The 19,526-nt window shown below is 70.3% G+C and carries 20 protein-coding genes; 9 read left to right on the forward strand and 11 right to left on the reverse strand.

From position 1 onward, the window contains the following. The first annotated feature begins 80 nt into the window (after nt 1-80). The 3 genes from ABD844_RS50550 to ABD844_RS50560 all read left to right on the forward strand — a co-directional run bounded on the left by ABD844_RS50550 (nt 81) and on the right by ABD844_RS50560 (nt 3,119). On the forward strand, nt 81-1,289 hold the full coding sequence (locus ABD844_RS50550) for an ATP-binding protein (protein ID WP_344896569.1): 1,209 nt from the start codon (nt 81-83) through the stop codon (nt 1,287-1,289). Further along, on the forward strand, nt 1,286-1,918 hold the full coding sequence (locus ABD844_RS50555) for a response regulator (RefSeq protein ID WP_344896572.1): 633 nt from the start codon (nt 1,286-1,288) through the stop codon (nt 1,916-1,918). Before ABD844_RS50550 ends, ABD844_RS50555 begins: the two co-directional genes overlap by 4 nt. Before the next feature lie 241 nt (nt 1,919-2,159). Further along, nucleotides 2,160-3,119, forward strand: coding sequence for a L,D-transpeptidase (locus ABD844_RS50560; protein WP_344896575.1), 960 nt, complete (start codon nt 2,160-2,162; stop codon nt 3,117-3,119). A gap of 85 nt (nt 3,120-3,204) precedes the next feature. Here the strand turns inward: ABD844_RS50560 and pcrA are convergent, their stop codons facing one another. Then, a complete protein-coding gene (pcrA, locus tag ABD844_RS50565) occupies nt 3,205-5,466 on the reverse strand; it encodes a DNA helicase PcrA (RefSeq protein WP_486348555.1) in 2,262 nt (753 codons plus the stop codon). Nucleotides 5,467-5,561: 95 nt separating this feature from the next. Here pcrA and ABD844_RS50570 point away from each other — a divergent pair, with 95 nt between their 5' ends. Beyond that, on the forward strand, nt 5,562-6,281 hold the full coding sequence (locus tag ABD844_RS50570; protein ID WP_344896578.1) for a PIG-L deacetylase family protein: 720 nt from the start codon (nt 5,562-5,564) through the stop codon (nt 6,279-6,281). 152 nt (nt 6,282-6,433) lie between these two features. Here the strand turns inward: ABD844_RS50570 and ABD844_RS50575 are convergent, their stop codons facing one another. Beyond that, nucleotides 6,434-6,877, reverse strand: coding sequence for a MarR family winged helix-turn-helix transcriptional regulator (locus ABD844_RS50575; RefSeq protein ID WP_344896581.1), 444 nt, complete (start codon nt 6,875-6,877; stop codon nt 6,434-6,436). 87 nt (nt 6,878-6,964) lie between these two features. Between ABD844_RS50575 and ABD844_RS50580 the strand changes: the two genes are divergently transcribed. From ABD844_RS50580 to ABD844_RS50590, 3 genes are read left to right on the forward strand one after another with little or no spacing between them, the layout of a single operon-like run. Beyond that, a complete protein-coding gene (locus ABD844_RS50580; RefSeq protein ID WP_344896584.1) occupies nt 6,965-8,335 on the forward strand; it encodes an MFS transporter in 1,371 nt (456 codons plus the stop codon). Further along, a complete protein-coding gene (locus ABD844_RS50585; protein ID WP_344896587.1) occupies nt 8,307-8,660 on the forward strand; it encodes a PPOX class F420-dependent oxidoreductase in 354 nt (117 codons plus the stop codon). The genes ABD844_RS50580 and ABD844_RS50585 overlap by 29 nt, the downstream gene beginning before the upstream one ends. After that, the gene (locus ABD844_RS50590) at nt 8,653-9,501 is read left to right on the forward strand and encodes an LLM class flavin-dependent oxidoreductase (protein WP_344896589.1); all 849 of its coding nucleotides are present in this window, start codon (nt 8,653-8,655) and stop codon (nt 9,499-9,501) included. Before ABD844_RS50585 ends, ABD844_RS50590 begins: the two co-directional genes overlap by 8 nt. A 16-nt stretch (nt 9,502-9,517) precedes the next feature. On the opposite strand, the gene ABD844_RS50595 is transcribed toward ABD844_RS50590, so the two are convergent. Next, entirely contained in the window at nt 9,518-9,697 is a 180-nt protein-coding gene (locus tag ABD844_RS50595) for a hypothetical protein (RefSeq protein WP_344896592.1), read from the reverse strand. A 127-nt stretch (nt 9,698-9,824) separates the two neighbouring features. Next, a complete protein-coding gene (locus tag ABD844_RS50600; RefSeq protein ID WP_344896597.1) occupies nt 9,825-11,687 on the reverse strand; it encodes an ABC transporter ATP-binding protein in 1,863 nt (620 codons plus the stop codon). Between the two features lie 73 nt (nt 11,688-11,760). Here ABD844_RS50600 and ABD844_RS50605 point away from each other — a divergent pair, with 73 nt between their 5' ends. Continuing rightward, nucleotides 11,761-12,330 carry a TetR/AcrR family transcriptional regulator gene (locus ABD844_RS50605; RefSeq protein WP_344896600.1) on the forward strand — a complete coding sequence of 190 codons (570 nt, stop codon included), beginning with the start codon at nt 11,761-11,763 and terminating at the stop codon, nt 12,328-12,330. A gap of 137 nt (nt 12,331-12,467) precedes the next feature. Here ABD844_RS50605 and purH read toward each other — a convergent pair whose 3' ends face one another. Beyond that, nucleotides 12,468-14,018, reverse strand: coding sequence for a bifunctional phosphoribosylaminoimidazolecarboxamide formyltransferase/IMP cyclohydrolase (gene purH / locus ABD844_RS50610; RefSeq protein ID WP_344896603.1), 1,551 nt, complete (start codon nt 14,016-14,018; stop codon nt 12,468-12,470). Continuing rightward, nucleotides 14,015-14,644 carry a phosphoribosylglycinamide formyltransferase gene (gene purN, locus ABD844_RS50615; RefSeq protein WP_344896606.1) on the reverse strand — a complete coding sequence of 210 codons (630 nt, stop codon included), beginning with the start codon at nt 14,642-14,644 and terminating at the stop codon, nt 14,015-14,017. The genes purH and purN overlap by 4 nt, the downstream gene beginning before the upstream one ends. Before the next feature lie 143 nt (nt 14,645-14,787). Here purN and ABD844_RS50620 point away from each other — a divergent pair, with 143 nt between their 5' ends. Continuing rightward, on the forward strand, nt 14,788-15,138 hold the full coding sequence (locus ABD844_RS50620) for a hypothetical protein (protein WP_344896609.1): 351 nt from the start codon (nt 14,788-14,790) through the stop codon (nt 15,136-15,138). A gap of 96 nt (nt 15,139-15,234) precedes the next feature. On the opposite strand, the gene ABD844_RS50625 is transcribed toward ABD844_RS50620, so the two are convergent. The 5 genes from ABD844_RS50625 to ABD844_RS50645 all read right to left on the reverse strand — a co-directional run bounded on the left by ABD844_RS50625 (nt 15,235) and on the right by ABD844_RS50645 (nt 19,322). Next, nucleotides 15,235-16,869 carry a cell division protein PerM gene (locus tag ABD844_RS50625; protein WP_344896612.1) on the reverse strand — a complete coding sequence of 545 codons (1,635 nt, stop codon included), beginning with the start codon at nt 16,867-16,869 and terminating at the stop codon, nt 15,235-15,237. 205 nt (nt 16,870-17,074) lie between these two features. Next, nucleotides 17,075-17,764: a CPBP family intramembrane glutamic endopeptidase gene (locus ABD844_RS50630; protein ID WP_344896615.1), complete on the reverse strand. Its 690-nt coding sequence runs from the start codon at nt 17,762-17,764 to the stop codon at nt 17,075-17,077. A gap of 354 nt (nt 17,765-18,118) precedes the next feature. Continuing rightward, nucleotides 18,119-18,376, reverse strand: coding sequence for a WhiB family transcriptional regulator (locus ABD844_RS50635; RefSeq protein ID WP_344896618.1), 258 nt, complete (start codon nt 18,374-18,376; stop codon nt 18,119-18,121). Nucleotides 18,377-18,474: 98 nt separating this feature from the next. Continuing rightward, the gene (locus ABD844_RS50640; RefSeq protein ID WP_344896621.1) at nt 18,475-19,122 is read right to left on the reverse strand and encodes a neutral zinc metallopeptidase; all 648 of its coding nucleotides are present in this window, start codon (nt 19,120-19,122) and stop codon (nt 18,475-18,477) included. Then, complete coding sequence (locus tag ABD844_RS50645; RefSeq protein ID WP_344896624.1) at nt 19,119-19,322, reverse strand: hypothetical protein; 204 nt, start codon at nt 19,320-19,322, stop codon at nt 19,119-19,121. Before ABD844_RS50645 ends, ABD844_RS50640 begins: the two co-directional genes overlap by 4 nt. Between the last annotated feature and the right edge of the window lie 204 nt (nt 19,323-19,526).

Raw genomic sequence — 19,526 nt, forward strand, 5'->3', positions numbered from 1 at the left:
ATCCGGGACACCCCTGACCCGACCCGGGGGTTGTTCCCCGATGGTGGACATGCCCGCCGACATGTGACTATGGCCATGTTATGGCTGACCAGAAGACACTCGCCGAGCAGAGCGGCGACAAGCCCTTCCGCCGGATGATGCGCCCAATGGAAGGGCGGCTGCTCGGCGGTGTCGCCCAGGGCCTGGCGACGCAGCTCAAGCTCGATCCCGTGGTGATCAGGCTGATGATAGTGCTGCTCACCGTCGTCCAGGGCGTCGGTGTGGTGGCGTACGCGGTGCTGTGGATGATCACGCCGCGCGAGCCGTACGAGGGGAGTCCGCCGCAACGCGACTGGAGCCAGCTCGCCGCGTTCAGCGCCATCGGGGTGGCGCTGTTCGCGTTCGACTGGCTGACCGGGGCCTCGCAGGGAGGCATCGGCCTGCTGCCGTTCGCGGTGTGCGGGATCGGCGCGCTGATCCTCTGGCAACAGGCCGATCCGGACCGCCGCCGGAGCTGGATGAGCGGCGCGACGCTGAGCATGCGCAAGAACCGGGTGCGTACGCTGCTCGGCATCGTCCTGGTCGTGATCGGCGCGATCGGCTTCCTGGCCGCGGAGGGCGAGCTGCCCCAGGTCAGAGACAGCCTGCTGTTCACCGTCGTGGTGGTCGGCGGCCTGGCGGTGATCGCCGCCCCCTGGCTGGCCGGCCTGTGGAAAGAGCTGCAGTTGGAGCGCCGCGAGCGGATCAGGCAGGAGGAGCGGGCCGAGGTGGCGGCCATGGTCCACGACTCCGTGCTGCACACGCTCACCCTCATCCAGCGCGTCGCCCACGATCCGCGCGAGGTGTCCCGCCTGGCCCGTTCGCAGGAGCGCGAGCTGCGCAATTGGCTCTACCAGCCGGCCCAGGACGCCGACGCCACGGTCGCCGCGGCCGTACGCCGGATCGCGGCGGAGGAGGAGGACGCGCACGGCGTGCCCATCGAGGTCGTCTGCGTCGGCGACTTCGCCCTCGACCCGGCGGGCAAGCTGGCCGCCACGTTGAAGGCGGCCAGGCAGGCGATGGTCAACGCGGCCAAATACTCTGAGAGTCCGTCCATTTCCGTGTACGCGGAAGTCGAGGGTGAAGTGGTCACGATTTTCGTGAAGGATCGGGGCAAGGGGTTCGACCTCGAGGCGGTGCCGCTCGACCGGATGGGCATCAGGGAGTCCATCATCGGGAGAATGGAACGTCACGGCGGCTCGGCCCGTGTGCGCACCTCGCCGGGTGAGGGCACGGAAGTGATGTTGACGATGAAGGTGGAGAAGGCATGACGCGCGTACTGATCGTCGATGACCACCGGTTGTTCCGATCGGGCGTACGCGCCGAGCTGGGCGACTCGATCGAGGTGGTCGGCGAGGCCGAAGACGTCGAGACGGCCGTCCAGGCGATCGCCGAGCACCAGCCCGACGTGGTCCTGCTCGACGTGCACATGCCCGGGGGCGGCGGCCAGGAGGTGCTGCGCCGGGTGCTGGGCTCGGGGTCGCAGGTCCGGTTCCTGGCGCTGTCGGTGTCCGACGCCGCCGAAGACGTCATCGGGGTGATCAGGGGCGGCGCCCGCGGCTACGTGACCAAGAACATCAGCGGCAAGGAGCTGACCGACGCCATCCGCCGGGTGTCCGAGGGCGACGCGGTCTTCTCGCCGCGGCTGGCGGGGTTCGTGCTGGACGCGTTCGCCTCCTCCGAGGCGCCCTCCATCGATCCCGAGCTCGACTCGCTGACCCAGCGGGAGCGGGAGGTGCTGCGGCTGATCGCGCGCGGGTACGCGTACAAGGAGATCGCCAAGGAGCTGTTCATCTCGGTCAAGACCGTGGAGACCCACGTGTCGTCGGTGCTGCGCAAGCTCCAGCTCTCCAACCGCCACGAGCTGTCGCGCTGGGCCACCGCCCGCCGCCTCGTCTGACCCCGTCTGGTCCTATATGAGGGCTCCTGGCCCTATTTGACTTCTGACATCTGACTGCGGCTGTTCGGTCCGGTGTAGATCCTTGTTTGGTGTGGATTGGACCGTTACGAGATAGTTATCGGCTAATCGCGCTCAAATCATCCCTCACATTTGTCACATAGGGAGGTAGTCGAAGCACAAAGTCCAGGAGTAAACCCCTTTGAAGCGCGTCACCCGGATGCTTCCGGCACTGATCGCACTCGTGACCGCGACAGCCTGCGCGGCCGAGAGCACCTCTGCCCCTGTGGCCCAGGAGCCCGCCAGGGCACAGGTCCCGGTGCAGGTCAACGTACAGGCACAGGTCGAGCCCGCGACGCTCGCCGCGGCGGCGGCCCCGACCGAACCGCCGGCGAAGGCCAAGCTCGGCATAGCCGACATAACCCCCATGGGGGAGAATACGGAGAAAGTCGGAGTAGGCTTCCCGATCATCGTCACCTTCGACCGTGACGTCAAAGACAAGGCGGCCGTCGAGGCGCTGCTCGAAGTCGAGCCGGAGAAACCGGTGGAAGGTGCCTGGCGCTGGGTGTCGGAGCGCAAGGTGATCTACCGGACGAAGACGTACTGGCAGCCGAACCAGAAAGTGCTCTTCAGCGCGCGGCTGTCCGGACTGCCCGGCAACAGCGCCGCCAAGGACGTCTCCCGCCGCTTCGCCGTCGGCGCGAAGAACATCTCCGTGGTCGACACCCGCAAGCACACGATGAAGGTCTACCGCAACGGCAAGCTGGCCAAGAAGATCCCGATCAGCGCCGGCAAGGGCGGACTGGTCAGGAACGGGGTGGACGTCTATCTCACCACCAGCGGCGTTCACCTCACCATGGGCAAGAAGGCCGTGGAGACCATGACCTCCTCGTGGATGGGCGTGACGGACCCCAAGGACCCGCGCTACTACAAGGAGGAGATCCCGTGGGCGGTACGCATCTCCGACAGCGGTGAGTACGTCCACCAGAGCGCCGGGTACTACCAGTATCTCGGCCGCTCCAACCAGAGCCACGGCTGCGTGCGCGCCACCCCGGCCGGGGCCAAGTGGTTCTACACGATCGCCCAGCGCGGCGACGTCGTGAAGATCACCGGCACCAAGCGCAAGCTCCAGTGGAACAACGGGTGGAGCTACTGGCAGCTCAACTGGACCCAGTGGAAGCAGGGCAGCGCGCTGAAGAGCTGACCCGCGCGCACGGCCTCACGGGCCGCTCCTCCGCCAAGGGGAGCGGCCCTTCCCATGCCGGGGAGGCGCTGTCCCGGGGGAGACGCTAGAGCTTCTCCAGCGGCGCGTACGCCAGCAGCAGCGTCTTCTCCCCGTCACTGCCGAAGTCGATCTTGACCTTGGTCTTCTCCGCGACCCCGTCCACCGACACCACCGTGCCCAGCCCGAACGCGTCGTGCGAGACCCGGTCGCCGGGCGCCAGGCTCGGCATCGTGCGCCCTCCTCCTCCACCGCCGCTCTTCGCCGGAGGGGTGCGGGCGGGCTCGCGTCGCGTGGCGGCGCTCCAGGCGGACTTCTCCGGATCGGTACGCCAGTCGATGAGCTGCCCGGGCACCTCGTTGACGAACCGCGAGGCGGGGTTGAACGACGGCGCCCCCCAGGAGCTGCGCACGGCCGCCCGGGTGAGGTAGAGCCGCTTCTGCGCCCTGGTGATGCCGACGTAGGCCAGCCGTCGCTCCTCCTCCAGCTCTCTGGGCTCGCCCAGCGACCGGATGTGCGGGAACACGCCGTCTTCCATGGCCGTCAGGAACACCACGGGGAACTCCAGCCCCTTGGCGGTGTGCAGGGTCATCAACGTGACGACCCCCTGCCCGCCGTCGGTGTCGGGGATCTGGTCGGCGTCGGCCACCAGCGACACCTGCTCCAGGAACTCCACCAGCGTGCCCTCCGGGTTGGCCTCCTCGAACTCGGAGGCGACGGAGATCAGCTCGTTGAGGTTTTCCAGGCGCGACTCGTCCTGAGGGTCTTCTGACGCCTCCAGCTCGGCGCGGTAGCCGGTGGCCACCAGCACCTCCTCGGCCAGCGCCGACGGCGGCACGCCCGCGGCCTTGGCGATCAGCTCCTCGACGAGCGCGACGAACTCGCGTACGGCGTTGAGCGAGCGCGTGGCCATCCCGTACGCCTCGTCGGCGCGGCGCAGCGCGTCCCAGAACGAGATGCGCTCGCGCGAGGACAGCGCCTCGATCATGGCCTCGGCCCGGTCGCCGATGCCGCGCTTGGGCACGTTGAGTATGCGCCGCAGGGACACCACGTCGGCCGGGTTGGCCAGCACCCGCAGGTAGGCCAGCAGGTCCTTGACCTCTTTGCGCTCGTAGAAGCGCACGCCCCCGACCACCTTGTACGGCAGCCCGGTGCGGATGAAGATCTCCTCGAACACACGGGAGGCCGCGTTGGTGCGGTAGAAGACCGCGACCTCGCCCGGCTTGACGCCCTCCTCGTCGCTGAGCCGATCGACCTCCTGGGCCACGAACATGGCCTCGTCATGCTCGTTGTCGGCCACGTAACCCACGATCTTGGGCCCGTCGCCCTGGTCGGACCAGAGGTTCTTGGGCTTGCGCGACTCGTTGCGCGCGATCACGGCATTGGCGGCGGCCAGGATGTTCTGAGTCGAGCGGTAGTTCTGCTCCAGCAGGATCGTGCGGGCGTCGGGATAGTCGCGCTCGAACTCCAGGATGTTGCGGATCGTCGCGCCACGGAAGGCGTAGATGGACTGGTCGGCGTCGCCCACCACGCACAGCTCGGACATGTCGCCGCCCGAGCGCACCAACTCGCCGTCGGCCGTGCGCAGCTCGGGATGCCCCACCAGCTCCCTGATCAGGATGTATTGGGCGTGGTTGGTGTCTTGGTACTCGTCGACCAGCACGTGCCTGAACCGCATCCGGTAGTGCTCGGCCACCTCGGGGAAGAGCTGGAACAACGTCACCGTGTTCATGATGATGTCGTCGAAGTCCATCGCGCCGGCCTCGGTCAGCTTGAGCTGGTAGCTCTTGTACGCCTGCGCGAGCGTCTTCTCCAGGTGCGAACCCGCCCTGTCGAGCGCCGTCTCGTAGTCGACCAGCTCGTTCTTGAAGTTGCTGACCTGCGCCGAGAACGAGCGCGGCGGGTAACGCTTGGGGTCGAGCTCCATCTCCCGGCACACCATGGCCATGAGCCGCTGCGAGTCGGCCTGGTCGTAGATCGAGAAGCTCGACGGGAACCCCAGCCGCTTGGCCTCGCGTCGCAGGATCCGCATGCACGCGCTGTGGAACGTCATCACCCACATCGCCTTGGAACGCGGCCCGACCAGCTTGTCGATGCGCTCCTTCATCTCCTTGGCGGCCTTGTTGGTGAAGGTGATCGCCAGGATCTCGCCCGGATGCGCCTCGCGCTCGGCCAGCAGGTAGGCGATGCGGTGCGTCAGCACCCGCGTCTTGCCGGATCCCGCCCCCGCCACGATGAGCAGCGGACTGCCATGATGAATCACGGCCTCGCGCTGCTGCGGGTTGAGACCGTCGAGCAAGGGGTGGTCAACAGAGACTTGGGTCGGCACCTACCTAGGTTAAGACGCTCCACCGACAATCGGCGCCCGGAATGCCATCGGCGGGCGGCCGGTTGTGATCGGTGGAAGGCCGGGAAAGGGGAGTCATGCTGCCGGAGAGCGAGATCAACAGGGTGCTCGTCGTGACCGCCCATCCCGATGACGCCGACTTCGCCTCGGCGGGGACCGTGGCGTTGTTCGTGGACCGGGGCGTGGAGGTCACGTACCTGCTGGTCACGGACGGTGACGCGGGCGGCAACGAGCGCACCCTGGACAATTCCGGCATGGCGGAGCTGCGCAGGTCCGAGCAACTGGCCGCCGCCAAGGCGGTGGGCGTGAGCGACGTACGCTTCCTCGGTCGGCCCGACGGCCGGGTGGTGCCCTCCCTGGAGCTAAGGAAGGCCATCGCCCGAGTGATCCGCCAGGTCAGGCCCGACCTCGTCATCACCCATCACCCCGACCGCAACTACCGGTCCATCGCCCCCAGCCACCCCGACCACCGCGCAGTGGGCGGCGCGACCCTCGACGCGGTGTATCCGGACGCGCGCAATCCGTACGCGTTCCCGGAGCTGATCGAGGAGGAGGGGCTGGAGGCGTGGACCGTACGTGAGGTGTGGCTGAACGGCGGCGCCACCCCCGACCACTGGGTGGACATCACCGAGACCATCGACCGCAAGCTCGCGGCCCTGCGGTCACACGTGAGCCAGGTCTCCCACGTCGAGGGCTTCGCCGACTTCGTCAGGAGCCGCTTCGCCGCGTGGGCGAAGGAGGCCGGGTTCGGCGAAGACCGCTACGCGGAAGCCTTCCAGGTCGTCCCCACGGGCTGAGCCCTCTGACCGTGACCGGTGCGGCGACCGGAAAACACCGCAGGAGCACCAGCGCGGTGCGGCGTCGGCGTCGTAACTAGAGCGGGGCCTCGTAACTAGAGCGGGCCGCAGCGAGGCCAGGCCGGGGACGGGCGGGCCAGGTCGGGGCGGGGTCACAGCGCCACCTGCGGCAGATCGCGGCCGACGTGCGGGGCGCGGACGATGCCCACCAGTACGGATTCCAGGCGCTCGCGATCACCCGGATCGATCTCCCCGATCAGTCCCTCGACCCGTGCGGTGACCTTGCGGTGCGCGTCATGGGCGATCTCCCTGCCCTGCTCGGTCAGCTCGATGCCGCAGGCACGCCGGTCACGCTGATCACGGACCCGGACCACCACGCCGCGCCGTTCGGCCCGGTCGACGAGCCCGGTCATGCTGGACTTCTCCAGCCCCAGCGCCCTGCTCATCTCCGTCATGCCCGTCGAGCCGCCCAGCAGCATGCACAGGAGCTGGATCTGCTGCGGAGTCAGCTCGAACTCCTTGCTGACCTCGGCGTAGACCCGGGTCACCAGGTGGGCCAGCCGTACCAGCGCGGTGGCCAGCTTGGTGTCTTCCATCCTCGCAGTCTAGTTGACGATAGTTTGCACTACGAACTACAGTCATTCGCGCTACGAACTATCCGTCCAACGAATTAAGGAAGGCCAGTGAAGAGTGCCAACGCGACCTTGTTCGCCCTGGTCGCCTCGGTCTTCAGCTATGCGCTGATGCAGACGATGGTCGTCCCCGCGGTCGGCCTGCTGCAGCGCGAGCTGGCCACCACGCCGGGCTGGGCCTCGTGGATCATCAGCGGGTTCCTGTTGTCCAGCGCCGTGCTCACCCCGCTGCTCGGCCGGATGGGCGACCTGTACGGCAAGCGGCGCGTGCTGCTCGCCGTGCTGATCACGTATCTCGTCGGCATGGCCGGGGCCCTGGCCGCGCAGGACATCGGGCAACTGATCGCGGCCAGGGTCGTGCAGGGCGCGGCGCTCGCGCTGGTGCCGCTGTCCATGGCCATCCTGCGGGAGACGATGCCGCGCGAGCGCATGGCGTTCGCGTTCGGGCTGATCTCCGGGATCGTCGGCGCGGGCGCCGGCGCCGGTCTGGTGGTCGGCGGGCTGCTCGCCGACTACCTGTCGTGGCGCTGGCTGTTCGGGGTCGGCGCGCTGCTCACCCTGGTCAGCCTGGGGCTGGTGGCCCGCTTCGTACCGGCGAGCACGCACACCGCGAAGGGCCGGCTCGACTTCCCCGGTGCCGTCCTGCTCGGCGCCGGGCTGGTCGCCCTGCTGCTGGCGCTCACCCAGGGCCGGGGTTGGACCGCGGTCGCGCTCGGGGCGGCCGCGGTGGCCTTCTTCGTCGTCCTGCTGCTGGTCGAGCGGCGCCGGGACGACGCGTTGATCGACGTGGCCGAGCTGGCCGACCGGCCGATGCTGGCCACGCACGCTCTGGCGTTCCTCTTCGGCGCCGCGTCGTACTTCTTCTACCTGGCCCTGCCCGCGTACGCGCAGCTCGATCCGGGGGCGGGCGGGATCGGCTTCGGCGCCACGGTCACCGTGTCCGGCCTGCTGATGCTGCCGGGCGCACTCGTCCTGCTGCCGACGGGTACGGCGGTGGGCAGGCTGGCCGAGCGGTTCGGCCCGCGCTGGCCGGCGGTACTCGGGTTCGCGGTGGCCGTCGTGGGTTCCGCGCTGCTCGCCCTGGCCCACGCCTCGATGTGGCAGCACCTGGTCTTCTACACTGTGGTGGGCGCCGGATCCGGCCTGGTCATGGCCTCGCTGCCGAAGCTGATCGGCGACCTGGTCCCGCTCACCAGGACCGGCGTGGCCAACGGGCTCAACAACATCGCTCGCACGGTCGGCGGCGTCGTGGGCAGCGGCCTGGCCGCCGCCGTACTGAGCACCGGTTACACCGACTCGGCCTTCACCACACTGTTCTGGCTGGCCACGGCGACCAGCGTGCTCGGCGTCGCGGCGGCCCCCTTCGCGGTACGGCACGCACGTGGGAGGGAACATGAGCGTGTTCAGCAAGCACGAGCTTGACTACCTGACCGGCGAGCGGCCACTGGCACGCAAGCTGGCCCGGCTGGCCACGATCGGCCCGGACGGCCTGCCACATGTCGTGCCCGTGGGCTGGTCATTCGGCCCGGACGCCGAGACCATCCACATCAACGGGCGCAACAACGCCACGTCGAAGAAGTTCCGCGACGTGGCCGCGTCCGGGGTCGCGGCGCTGGTGATCGACGACGTGCTGCCGCCGTGGCGGCCACGCGGCGTCGAGATCCGCGGCCACGCGATGACCGAGGGCGACACGATCGTCATCCACCCGACCCGGGTGGTGAGCTGGGGGATGGACATCCATGACTGACTACGGACACGACCTGCTGTTCAGCGCCAACCTCATCCCGTCGAGCGAGCACCCGGACACCGTGGTGGCGCTGGCCGGGCTCGCCGAGCAGGCCGGCCTCGACCTGGTCACCTTCCAGGATCACCCCTACCAGCCGGCGTTCCTCGACACCTGGACGCTGCTCAGCTACGTGGCCGCGCGAACGAGCACGATCCGGCTAGCGGGCAACGTGCACCCGCTCCCGCTGCGGCCACCGGCCATGCTGGCGCAGAGCGCGGCCAGCCTCGACCTGCTCAGTGGCGGGCGGTTGGAGCTGGCGCTGGGGGCCGGCGGGTTCTGGGACGCGATCGCGGCCATGGGCGGGCCCCGCCGCGCCCCGGGAGCGGCGGTCGCCGCGCTGGAGGAGGCCATCGCGATCATCCGGGCGGTGTGGGACCCGCCGGGTGAGGTGCGCTTCGAGGGCGAGCACTACCGGGCCACCGGCATGGAACGGGGACCGCGCCCCGCCCACGACATCGGCATCTGGGTGGGCGGATACAAGCCACGGATGCTGGAACTGATCGGCCGTACCGCGGACGGCTGGCTGCCCTCGCTCCCTCGCCTGGGCGGGCCTGACGGGCTCGATCGCGGCAACGCCGTCATCGACGAGGCGGCCGAACGTGCCGGACGCAAGCCCGCCGACATCAGGCGGCTGCTCAACCTGGGCCAGGAACTGCCCGCCGAGCAACTGGCCGAGATCGCGCTGGCCCACGGGACCAGTGCGTTCACGCTGATGACGATGGACGCGGGGCAGATCAGGCGGTTCGGGGAGGAAGTGGCCCCCGCCGTACGCGAGTTCGTGGCAAAGGAGCGGGCCCGCTAAGTACGGCGTGCCGAGCTCAGTCGCGTTCGGTCGGCTGGGCCTGGCGGCGTTCGATGATGCGGCGGGTGTAGGGGATGAGCTCCACGACACGGCTCCCGAGGTAGGCGCCGACGAGTGCGAGGACCAGCAGGACGAACGGGTTGCCCGCGAAGCCGTTCATGGTGACGAATGCCTGCAGGATCGCGTCGAGTGCCATAGGAGACTCCAGGGGACGGGGGTCGGGGAGGAGTTCAGGCTAGCCGCACCCGATGCACGGTCGCCACCGAATGGGATAAAAGCGACAATTTTGGCGATGTCGCCCACCTGAGGTGCCCGGGACACGTTCAAGGGCTGGTTGCGGGGGCTTGGGAGGAGATGCGGAGGGCGGCAACGAGTTCCCGGTAGAGGGTGTCGGTGTCCATGAGCTCCTCGTGGTCGCCCTGGGCCCGGATGCGGCCCCGCTCCATGACGATGATCGTGTCGGCGTCGATCACCGTGGAGAGGCGGTGCGCGATCGTGACCACGGCTCCTCCGGCGGCGCGGGTGCGGATGCAGTCGTGGATGGCCGCCTCCGTGAGGCCGTCCAGTTGGGCCGTGGCCTCGTCCAGCAGCAGGAGGTCGGGCGTGCGCAGGAGCGCGCGGGCCAGGGCGATGCGCTGACGTTCGCCGCCGGAGATCTGGGTGGACGACAGCGGCGTGTCCAGGCCGTCGTCCAGGACGCCGATCTTGTCGGCGAGGCGGACCTCGTGCAGCACGCCGGCCAGCATCTCCTCGGTCGCGTCGGGGTGGGAGAACACCAGGTTGTCGCGGATCGTGCCCGGCACGATGGGGGCGTCCTGCTCGACGTACGCCAGTCGCGCCCTGATCTCGTCCCGGCTGTACTCCGCGTACGACCGGCCGTCGAGGAACAGCGCCCCCTGCCGCGGCTCCAGGAAGCCCAGGACGAGCGAGAGCAACGTGGTCTTGCCCGCCCCGGACGGGCCGACGACGGCCACGTGGCCTCGGCGGGGAATCGCCAGGTCGATGCCGCGTACGGCGGGCTCGGCGGCCGGTCCGTAGGCGGCCGTGACGTCGCGGAACTCCAGCAGCGGCGGCAGTTCCCGGGTGCGGTCGGGCCCCGGCGCGTCTCCCGTCCCCGGTACGGAACGCGAGGCAGGTCCCGCCTGCGCCGTTCCGCTCACCGTGACGGCGGTCCCGGCTCGGCGAGCGGGGAACGAGTCTTCTGCCGAACGGGGACCTGTGGGCTCGGTCTCCATGGCGTCGACCTCGCGGATGCGTTCGGCGGCGGCGATGCCGGACTGCAGGGAGGTGAAGTTCTGGCTCAGCTCCGTGATGGGCTCCATGAGCCCGAACGCGTACAGCAGGAACGCGATCAGACTCGACACCTCCAGGTGCCCGGCGCCCACCCGCCAGGCCCCGACACCGAGGATCAGGATGATCGCGAGCTGGATGCCAGACCAGGCGATGGTCCAGGCGGTCGCCTCCGCGCGGACCGCCCGTACGCCGTGCTCGGCCGAGGTCCTGGCGTGCGCGAGGACCCGGTCGGCCTGGCGGTCCTCGGCGCGGCTCACCTTCACGGTCCTGACGGCCCGCAGCGCGCCCTCCAGGACGCCGCCGAGCAGCCCCACCTCCTCCTGCGCCCGCGCCTGCGCCTTGGCGATCGCGGGCATGAGCAGCGCGAACAGGACGATCACCACCAGCACCGCCGCGACGGTCACGGCCAGCAGCACGAGGTCGAGCACGCTCATCAGGACCAGGGTGCCGACGAGCATGACGGCCCCGTTGATCAATCCGATGGCGCTGGACGTGGCGGCCTCGCGCAGCAACACGGTGTCGGAGGTCACGCGGGTGACGAGTTCGCCCGGCGGACGCCTGGTCACGGCGGGAACGGTGGCCCGCAGGAAGCGGCGCACCATCGACTCGCGGGCGTCCAGCACGACGCGCTCGCCGAGCGCGCCCAGCGTGGTCCACTGCCAGCGCGAGATCACCGCGCCGAACACGAGCAGGCCCAGCAGCGCCAGCACGGGACCTGCCAGCGACCCGCCGGTGCCGAGCGAGTCGAGCACCCACTTGGTGATCATGGGCGAGGCCAGGCCGAGCCCGGAGCCCGCCAGCCCGAGGACCAGCCCGAGGATCAAGGTGCGGAGGTGCGGTCGGGCGAACGACCACAAGATCTGGAGCCTTGGATACCTTTCTGGAACACTCATGACCCCAGTGGAACAGTGATGTTCCGAAAATGTCAAACGTGTTCCGAGATGGAATCCGCGCTACCGTAGCTGCATGGACTCAGTCGCCCCCAACGGCGCGCGGGCGCGGACCAGACGCGCCATCCTCGACGCGGCACTCTCCGCGCTCTCGAAGAACGCCGCCGCGTCCATGGCCGACATCGCGGCCGCGGCGGGGGTCGGGCGCACCACGATCCACCGGTACTTCCCCGAGCGCTCCGACCTGCTGAGCGCCATCGGCACCCACCTGCTGGAGCGGATCGAGGTGGCGACCGTACGCGCGCGGCTCGACGAGGGGCCCGCCGACGAGGCGCTGGAACGGGTCTGCCAGGAGTACTTCGAGCTCGAAGACGTGCTGCTGTTCGCCTTTGAGAACCCGCAGATGACCGACTGGACCGGCTGGGACGACGAAACCGAGAGCGACCGGGCGCTGCTGCGGCTCATCGAGCGCGGCCGCGAAGAGGGCACCATCGACGCGGGGCAACCGGCGGCGTGGCTGACGGAGGTGATGTGGTCGCTGCTCTACTCCGCGTGGCAGCACACACGCGGGCAGCACGCCTCGAAACACGCGGCGCTGGAGCTGTCCCTGCGCACGTTGAGAAAGGTGATCAAGATCGAGCGGTGACCGCCGCGCCCCGCCCCGCCCCGCCCCGCGCAGGTGGCGGGGCGGGGCGGCGTGTCAGGCGTCGCGACGATGCGGACGCGGCGGGTCAGTCGCGACGATGCGGGCGGCGGGTCAGTCGCGATGACGCGTGCGGCGGCTCAGTGGAAGAAGTGGCGGGTGCCGGTGAAGTAGAGGGTGATGCCCGCCTTCTGGGCCGCCTCGATGACCTGTTCGTCCCTGATCGACCCGCCAGGCTCCACGATCGCCCGTACGCCGGCCTCGGCCAGCACCTCGAGCCCGTCGGCGAACGGGAAGAACGCGTCGGAGGCCGCCACCGACCCGGTCACCCGCTCACCAGCCCTGGTCACCGCGAGCCGGCAGGAGTCGACCCGGTTGACCTGCCCCATGCCCACGCCCACGGTCGCACCGCCGCTGGCCAGGAGGATCGCGTTCGACTTGACCGAGCGGCACGCGCGCCAGGCGAACTCCAGGTCCGCCAGCAGCTCCGGCGAGGCGGGCGCACCGGTCTTCAGCTCCCACCGCGCCGCCGCGTCGCCGGGCGCGTCCACGCGGTCCACGGTCTGGACGAGCAGGCCGCCGTCGATCTTGCGGAACTCGGTGGGCGACGAGGGCCCCTCCGGGCAGACCAGCAGGCGCAGGCTCTTCTTCCCGCGCAGCACCTCCAGGGCCCCGGCGTCGTACGCGGGCGCGATCACGACCTCGGTGAACACGTCGGCGATCTGCCGGGCCAGCTCCTCCGTGACCGCGCGGTTGACCGCGATCACACCTCCGTACGCCGACACCGGGTCGCACGCGTTCGCCTTGCGGTGCGCGTCGGCCACGTCGGGGCCGACGGCGATGCCGCACGGGTTCTGGTGCTTGATGATGGCCACGCAGGGCTCGGAGAAGTCCCAGACGGCCCGCCAGGCGGCGTCGGCGTCGAGGTAGTTGTTGTACGACATCTCCTTGCCGTGCAACTGCTCGGCGTCGGCCAGGCCGCCGGTCCCGGCCGTGCCGCCCGCGTAGAGTGCCGCGCGCTGGTGCGGGTTCTCGCCGTAACGCAGGGTGGCCCTGCGCTGGTACGCCGACCCGGCGAACTCGGGGAACTCACCCTCCGCTCCGTACGTGCCCGCGAACCAGTTGGCCACGGCCACGTCGTACGAGGCCGTGTGCGCGTACGCGATGCCCGCCAGCCGCCGCCGCTCGGTGAGCGTGAAGCCGTCCTCGGACAGCGCGTTGAGCACGTCGCCGTAGAAGGCGGGGTCGACCACGACCGCGCAGGTGTTGTGGTTCTTGGCGGCGCCCCTGATCATGGCGGGGCCGCCGATGTCGATCTGCTCCACGCACTCCTCGTCGGACGCCCCCGAGGCCACCGTCTCCTGGAACGGATAGAGGTTCACCACGACGAGCTGGAACGGGTCGATCTCCAGCTCGTCGAGCTGGGCCAGGTGGTGGGGCTTGGTGACGTCGGCCAGCAGCCCGGCGTGCACGCGCGGGTGCAGGGTCTTGACCCGCCCGTCCAGGCACTCGGGGAACCCGGTGAGCTGCTCCACCTTCGTCACCGGAATGCCGAAGGAGGAGATCGCGGCCGCCGTGCCGCCGGTCGAGACGATCTCCACCCCGGCACCGTCGAGGGCTCTGGCCAGCTCTTCGAGCCCGGACTTGTCGTAAACAGCGATCAGCGCGCGCCGGATGGCGATGCGAGTCACGTGGATTCCCCTCCTGTGTGGTTGCCGATGCGGACCATGCGTCCGCTGACCGTCCAGCCCTCGCGAGCCATCAGGCCGACGATCTCGACGAGCAACCGTCGTTCGACCGTCTTGATGCGCTCGTGCAGGACCGCCTCGTCGTCGTCCGGAAGCACGGGCACCGCCTCCTGGGCCACGATCGGCCCGGTGTCGACGCCCTCGTCGGCCAGCATCACCGTGCAGCCGGTCACCTTGACCCCGTGGGCGAGCGCGTCGCGTACGCCGTGCGCGCCGGGGAACGACGGCAGCAGCGCCGGATGGGTGTTCAGGACGGGAAAGGCGTCGAGGGTCGGCGTACCCAAAATTTTCATGAAGCCCGCGGACACGACCAGATCGGGTTCGTACGCTGCGATGCGAGCCGCGACAGCGGCATCCCATTCGCCTCGCGTCGGGTAATCGCCCAATTTTTCTACAAAAGTCGGGACATCCGCGCTCGCCGCCCTGACCAGCCCTTCGATCCCATCCCTGTCGGCGCCGACCGCGACCACACGTGCCCCGTACGACGGGTCGGCGGAAGCGTCCAGCAGGGCCTGTAGGTTGGTTCCAGAGCCGGAGACGAGGACGACGAGCCGCCCAGCCTTAGACACGCACACTCCAATGAGGAAACAGGGTGGGGGTCACAGGGTATCTGTTCATCGCCCGGCGACGCAGAGGAGGTCAGGTGTCGACACCGGTGAAGGCGCCGGCAGGCCAGCCGCCCGCAGACTCAGCGGGCCGCCGAGCGATCTGGTTGTCCATCGCAGCGCTGGCCATGACGTTCATGTTGCCGTTGGCCGGCCTGGTCATGGCGCTGTTCGCGCTGGTGGCCGGTTTCCGGGCGCTGCCGCTGCTCAAGGGGGAGGGCAGGCCGACCGGCGTGGCGATGGGCGGCATCACGGTGTCCTCGTTCGCGCTGCTCCTGTCGGCCCTGGCCACGGCGATGCAGCTCTACCTGATGGACGAATACTCGGCCTACCAGGAGTGCATGAAGGGCGCGGGGACGGTGTCGGCGCAGGGCGAGTGCTTCACCCAGTTCCGCGACGCGGCACAGCGCAAGCTCCCGGCCGACGTCCTCGACATGCTCGGCGCGATGCAGCCGTAACCCTCCCGGCTCCGACCACCCGGCGACGGCGGCGGAGCGAGCGACTGCCGCTCCGCCACCCCACTTCGGCCCCTGTTTCGACAGGGGCACTTGCGATCAGTCGCGGTCCCACGCGTACGGGTCGACGTAGATGACCTTGCCGCCGCGGTCGTCCGACTCGTCCACGATGTCCTTGCGGACCGGCCGGTCCGCGGCGTCCGGTTCCGGGCGGCGAGGGCGGGCCTGGGCGAGGGTCTCCGCCTCCGCGGAGGCGTGTTCGTCCTGCCAGTCGTCCCTGATGACCGGGATCTCCTGGGTGTCGGCCTCCGTGGCGTCCATCCAGTGTCCGGGCAGCGGGCGCGGGTCGGACTCCGCGAGCCCCACCCTGCTCGCCGCCTTGGCCAGCGCCGCCCCCGCCTTGCGTACGGGGGCCGCCGCCTTGTCCAGCGGCGCCCGTGCGCGCTTGTTGAGCAGCAGCAGGTTGGTCACGCCCGCCGAGATGCCCGAGGCCACGCCGACCTCCAGCGCCACCGACAGCGCCACCTCCCACGGCGAGGGCCCGACCGCGGCCAGCCGTCCGCCGCCGATGGGGCCCCCGGACAGCGCCGCGAGCAGCCCGGCCACGAGCCCGGTCGTGACCCCGGTGAGGAACCCCCACAGCGGCGCGGCCTCGTACGACGGCGAGGGCGAGATGCGGGCGACCATCACGCCCGCCACGGCCCCCGCTGCGAACGGCACCGCGATCACCGCCATCATCCACGCGGGCACCGGCCCGCTCTCCGGCAGCGCCCCCAGCAGTGGCAGGCTCGGCACGGTGCCGAGTTGCACGCCCGTGGGCGCCACGAGGGTGTCGGCGCCGATGGCGAACCCCGGGCCGGCGATGTAGGAGAAGGCCCAGATGACGGCGTTCAGCAGGTAGAGCAGTTGGAGCAGCGCCAGCAGCAGGCCGCCGACGAACCCGGGCGCCAGGACGTCCGACAGGTCCTTGACCTGACCGAAGTTCAGAGCGACCGCGAGCAGCACCAGGACGAGCCCGGACACCAGCAGCACCGCCGTGGCGACCGTGGTGCCGACGGTCATGGCGCGGACGCGTTCGGGCAGCAGCCGCAGCATCACCCGCCAAGGGCCGATCATGCGGGCCGTGGCCAGCGAACCGGCCAGGAAGGCCAGGACGAAGTGGCTGAGCAGCGCCTCGCCGATGAACGGCTGGGTGATCTCGTTGCCTGTCACGAGCGCGATCAGACCGGCCAGCAGCGCGTACGGGGCCGCCAGCGACACCCCGGCCTGCACCACCAGAACGAGTTGGGCCCGCCGCCGGGCCCCGGCCTGCTCCTTCGGGCTGTTCTTCGGCAGCCGGGCGGGCAGCCGCAACCGCAGGTCGGCGTCGCGGGCCATCCACCGCCCCGCGCGGTAGAGCAGCATGGCGGGCAGGATCATCAGCCCGAGCGGCAGCAGCCCGACGCGTCCGCCGGGAATCGCGAACCCGGCGTGGTGGGCGGCCAGCCAGAGCTGCGCCGCCGTACGGAAGACGCCCGGCAGCCCGGAGCCCAGAGTGCCGCGCGGGGCGGCGATCCAGCCGACCAGGGTGAGCGTGGTAAGGGCGGCCAGGCCGACGCCGAGTGTGGCGGCGGCGGCCAGCATTCCCGACACCGGCAGCGGCCGCCGGGCCTCGTCTTCGTCGCCGGAGACCCCCGGGAGCTTGCCGAGCACCGACCGGGGGGCAGTACGCAACTGGTCGAGAATCGCCGTCACAGTAGGCGATTTTCTCAAGGTTTCCCGACCAACGCTTGGTTGACGCGCCGCCCTCGGCCCACTTTGTGCTGCTGTCCGCCCCAATCCTGACGCCATCCCGCCCTCCGACGAGCCGAAGGGCCACAATTCGGGGCCGGGACGCCGAAGGGGCCGGGGACGTGGGGAGGCCGTCCTCGTCGAGAGTTTCGCACGGTCTGGGGGCTTGTCAGTCGGGCTTCTTCCTGGCGGCGAGCCGGGCGAAGAGGTAGCCGAAAGAGTTGGTGGCCAGGTGCAGCATCGCGGGGGTGAGCAGGCCGCGACGGCGGCGTAGCTCGCAGAAGAGCACACCCGCCGCCGCCGTGGACACGACGCTGCCCGCCACCACCCGGGCGGTGTCCAGGTGCCCGGGCGACTCGCCCGCCGTCAGCGCGCCGAGGGCGGGGTTGGCGCGGGCCATGTCGATGGACGGGAGGATGTGCCAGAGGCCGAACAGCGTGGAGGAGACGGCGGTGGCGGCGACCGTGCCGCGACGCTGCCGCACCATGCCGTACAGGGCGCCCCGGAAACCCACCTCCTCCAGCAGCACCGTCCCCAGAGGGACCTGGAGAAGAGCCTCCTCGACGACGCGGGCACGCGAGAGCGACAGGGCGCGCTCGTCGTGGAAGAGCGGCCTGGTGCGGGGTGAGGCGATGCCGACCGTGTAGACGGCGGCCACGGCCGCCGCCAAGGCGCCACCCGCGATGGCGCCGCGACGGCCGTGCTCGAAACCGATCTCCTGCCACGACAGCCCTGACCTGCGCGCCATCGCGACGAGGGCGGCCGTCGCGATGGTCGAGGTCAGCGGGCCGAGGCGAGGGGCGATCTTGTTGTTCATGACGTTGGCGGCGGTGAGTACGGCGATCGAGCGCAACAGCACCCTTGCAGGCTACGTCCCGCCGGCCCCAGTCGCCCGCCCGATCCCCACACTCCTACACCCCACCGCACCCCGGCCACCCGCCGCACCCGGGCACCCACCGCACCACGGGCGCCCACCGCGATCCCCATGCCCGCACTCCGGCACCCGCCGCAACACGGGCACCCACCGCAACAGGGCACCCACCGCACCGCGGGCACCCACCGCGATCCCCATGCCCGCATTCCGGCACCCGCCGCACCGCGGGCGCCCACTGCAACACGGGTGCCCGCCGCAGCCCCAGCGCTCGCCGCGCCCCGGTGCCCGTGTCACCTGGGTGCGGCCCTGCCCCGGAGGCCGCCGCAAGCGTTGGCCGGATCAGGAGGCGGCGGGGCGGCGCCAGCCCTCCGGGAAGCGGGTGCGGCGGCGTTCCTCCGGGGTGAGGCCGCCCCAGATGCCCTCCGACTCTCCGGCTCGTAAGGCGTAGGCGCGGCACTCCTCCATGACCTGGCAGGTGGCGCAGACCGCCTTGGCGCGGGCCTCCTGCAAGGGTGTGGGGGCGAGGGGGAAGAAGAGGTCAGGGTCGCTGGACCTGCACGCCCCCCTGCGGAGCCAGCCGATCTCCTCCAATGGCATGGTTCAAAGGTAGAGCGTGGACGTGATCGCCTACATCCTCCTCCGGGTTGACCTGTGACTACATCCCGGGGTCCGATCGGTGGCCGGTTCGTACGTCCTCAGCAGCCCCCCACCCCGCCCCGGTAACCGGTCACGAACGACGACTGCCGCTGCTCCGCCGTCCCGTGGGCGGCCGGGTTGAGCCAGTCGTCCGTCGGGTCGCCCGCGGCCGCCAGGCTCAGGAACAGCTCGCCCTCGTCTCCCTCCTCGGCCAGCAGCGCGCCCGAGTTCACCAGGGCCGACAGGGTGGCCCCCGCGTAGCAGTCGGCCTGGAGCTCCATCTGGACGTTCAGGTCGAAGCCGGTCTGGAGCTGCGCCTGCACCGCGTGCCCGAACTCATGCGGGACGATGACATAGACCGAGCCGTCCCCCATCTGGGTCCACAACGACTCCATCCACTCCTGGTCATAGGCGATGAAGTGGCCGATGGGGCAGTAGAAGGCGTTGTTCGGGACGGCGGGCTGCTCGCCGCAACTCGGCCCCGCGTTCCCCGAGTAGGGGATGAAGTCCTCGATGGGCCGGTAGACCCGGCCGAGCTGCTGGAACTGCTGCGCCCAGAACGCTTCGGCCAGCGTACGGGCCGTACGCACGTCGCCCTCGAACGTGTCGGTCCCCTCCCTGTCCATGGAGCGCGGCGGGGCGGCACCGCACGCGGCGGCGAACACGACGAGTGCGACGATGATCAGAGCACGGGTCACGGGCTTCACGCATCCCAAGGGTGAACGGGTTCGTCGGTGTGCAGGCGATCGATGGGGCCGAGGGTCACGGGCAGCGGCCGCCGCGAGATCGGCTCGGCCGCCACCGCCTCGCCGAGCCCCGGCCGGCAGAGGCGCGTGTCGAGCCCGCCGGGCCACGACGTCGGCCACGGACGGCCCGGCGGGCAGGACTCGGTTCTCCACGCGCACATGCGGTACCCCGTCCACGGCCGCGTACACCGGCCGGCGCCACCGGTGGATGGTGCCTCGCCGCCGGCGTCCACGGCGGTCGTCCCCATGGAACGCGAGCGCCGGAACGTCCCTGCCCATAGCTGGAAATGTCGCACGCCACGGCCGGCCCGGCCAGAGCCCGAAAGCAAGCGCGGACCAAATCGGCTCCCGCTTCCACAAGTCGC

This window comes from Nonomuraea antimicrobica (genome assembly GCF_039536965.1).
Classification (GTDB): Bacteria; Actinomycetota; Actinomycetes; order Streptosporangiales; family Streptosporangiaceae; genus Nonomuraea; species Nonomuraea antimicrobica.

What these genes read in the sequence shown, in the direction of transcription:
- ABD844_RS50555 (WP_344896572.1), top strand. Translation starts at nt 1,286, where the DNA reads ATGACGCGCGTACTGATCGTCGATGACCACCGGTTGTTCCGATCGGGC.
- ABD844_RS50590 (WP_344896589.1), top strand. Translation starts at nt 8,653, where the DNA reads ATGACTGACTACGGACACGACCTGCTGTTCAGCGCCAACCTCATCCCG.
- ABD844_RS50605 (WP_344896600.1), top strand. Translation starts at nt 11,761, where the DNA reads ATGGACTCAGTCGCCCCCAACGGCGCGCGGGCGCGGACCAGACGCGCC.
- ABD844_RS50575 (WP_344896581.1), bottom strand. Translation starts at nt 6,877, where the DNA reads ATGGAAGACACCAAGCTGGCCACCGCGCTGGTACGGCTGGCCCACCTG.
- ABD844_RS50595 (WP_344896592.1), bottom strand. Translation starts at nt 9,697, where the DNA reads ATGGCACTCGACGCGATCCTGCAGGCATTCGTCACCATGAACGGCTTC.
- ABD844_RS50645 (WP_344896624.1), bottom strand. Translation starts at nt 19,322, where the DNA reads ATGTGCGCGTGGAGAACCGAGTCCTGCCCGCCGGGCCGTCCGTGGCCG.
- ABD844_RS50570 (WP_344896578.1), top strand. Translation starts at nt 5,562, where the DNA reads ATGCTGCCGGAGAGCGAGATCAACAGGGTGCTCGTCGTGACCGCCCAT.
- ABD844_RS50585 (WP_344896587.1), top strand. Translation starts at nt 8,307, where the DNA reads ATGAGCGTGTTCAGCAAGCACGAGCTTGACTACCTGACCGGCGAGCGG.
- ABD844_RS50550 (WP_344896569.1), top strand. Translation starts at nt 81, where the DNA reads ATGGCTGACCAGAAGACACTCGCCGAGCAGAGCGGCGACAAGCCCTTC.
- ABD844_RS50600 (WP_344896597.1), bottom strand. Translation starts at nt 11,687, where the DNA reads ATGAGTGTTCCAGAAAGGTATCCAAGGCTCCAGATCTTGTGGTCGTTC.
- ABD844_RS50635 (WP_344896618.1), bottom strand. Translation starts at nt 18,376, where the DNA reads ATGCCATTGGAGGAGATCGGCTGGCTCCGCAGGGGGGCGTGCAGGTCC.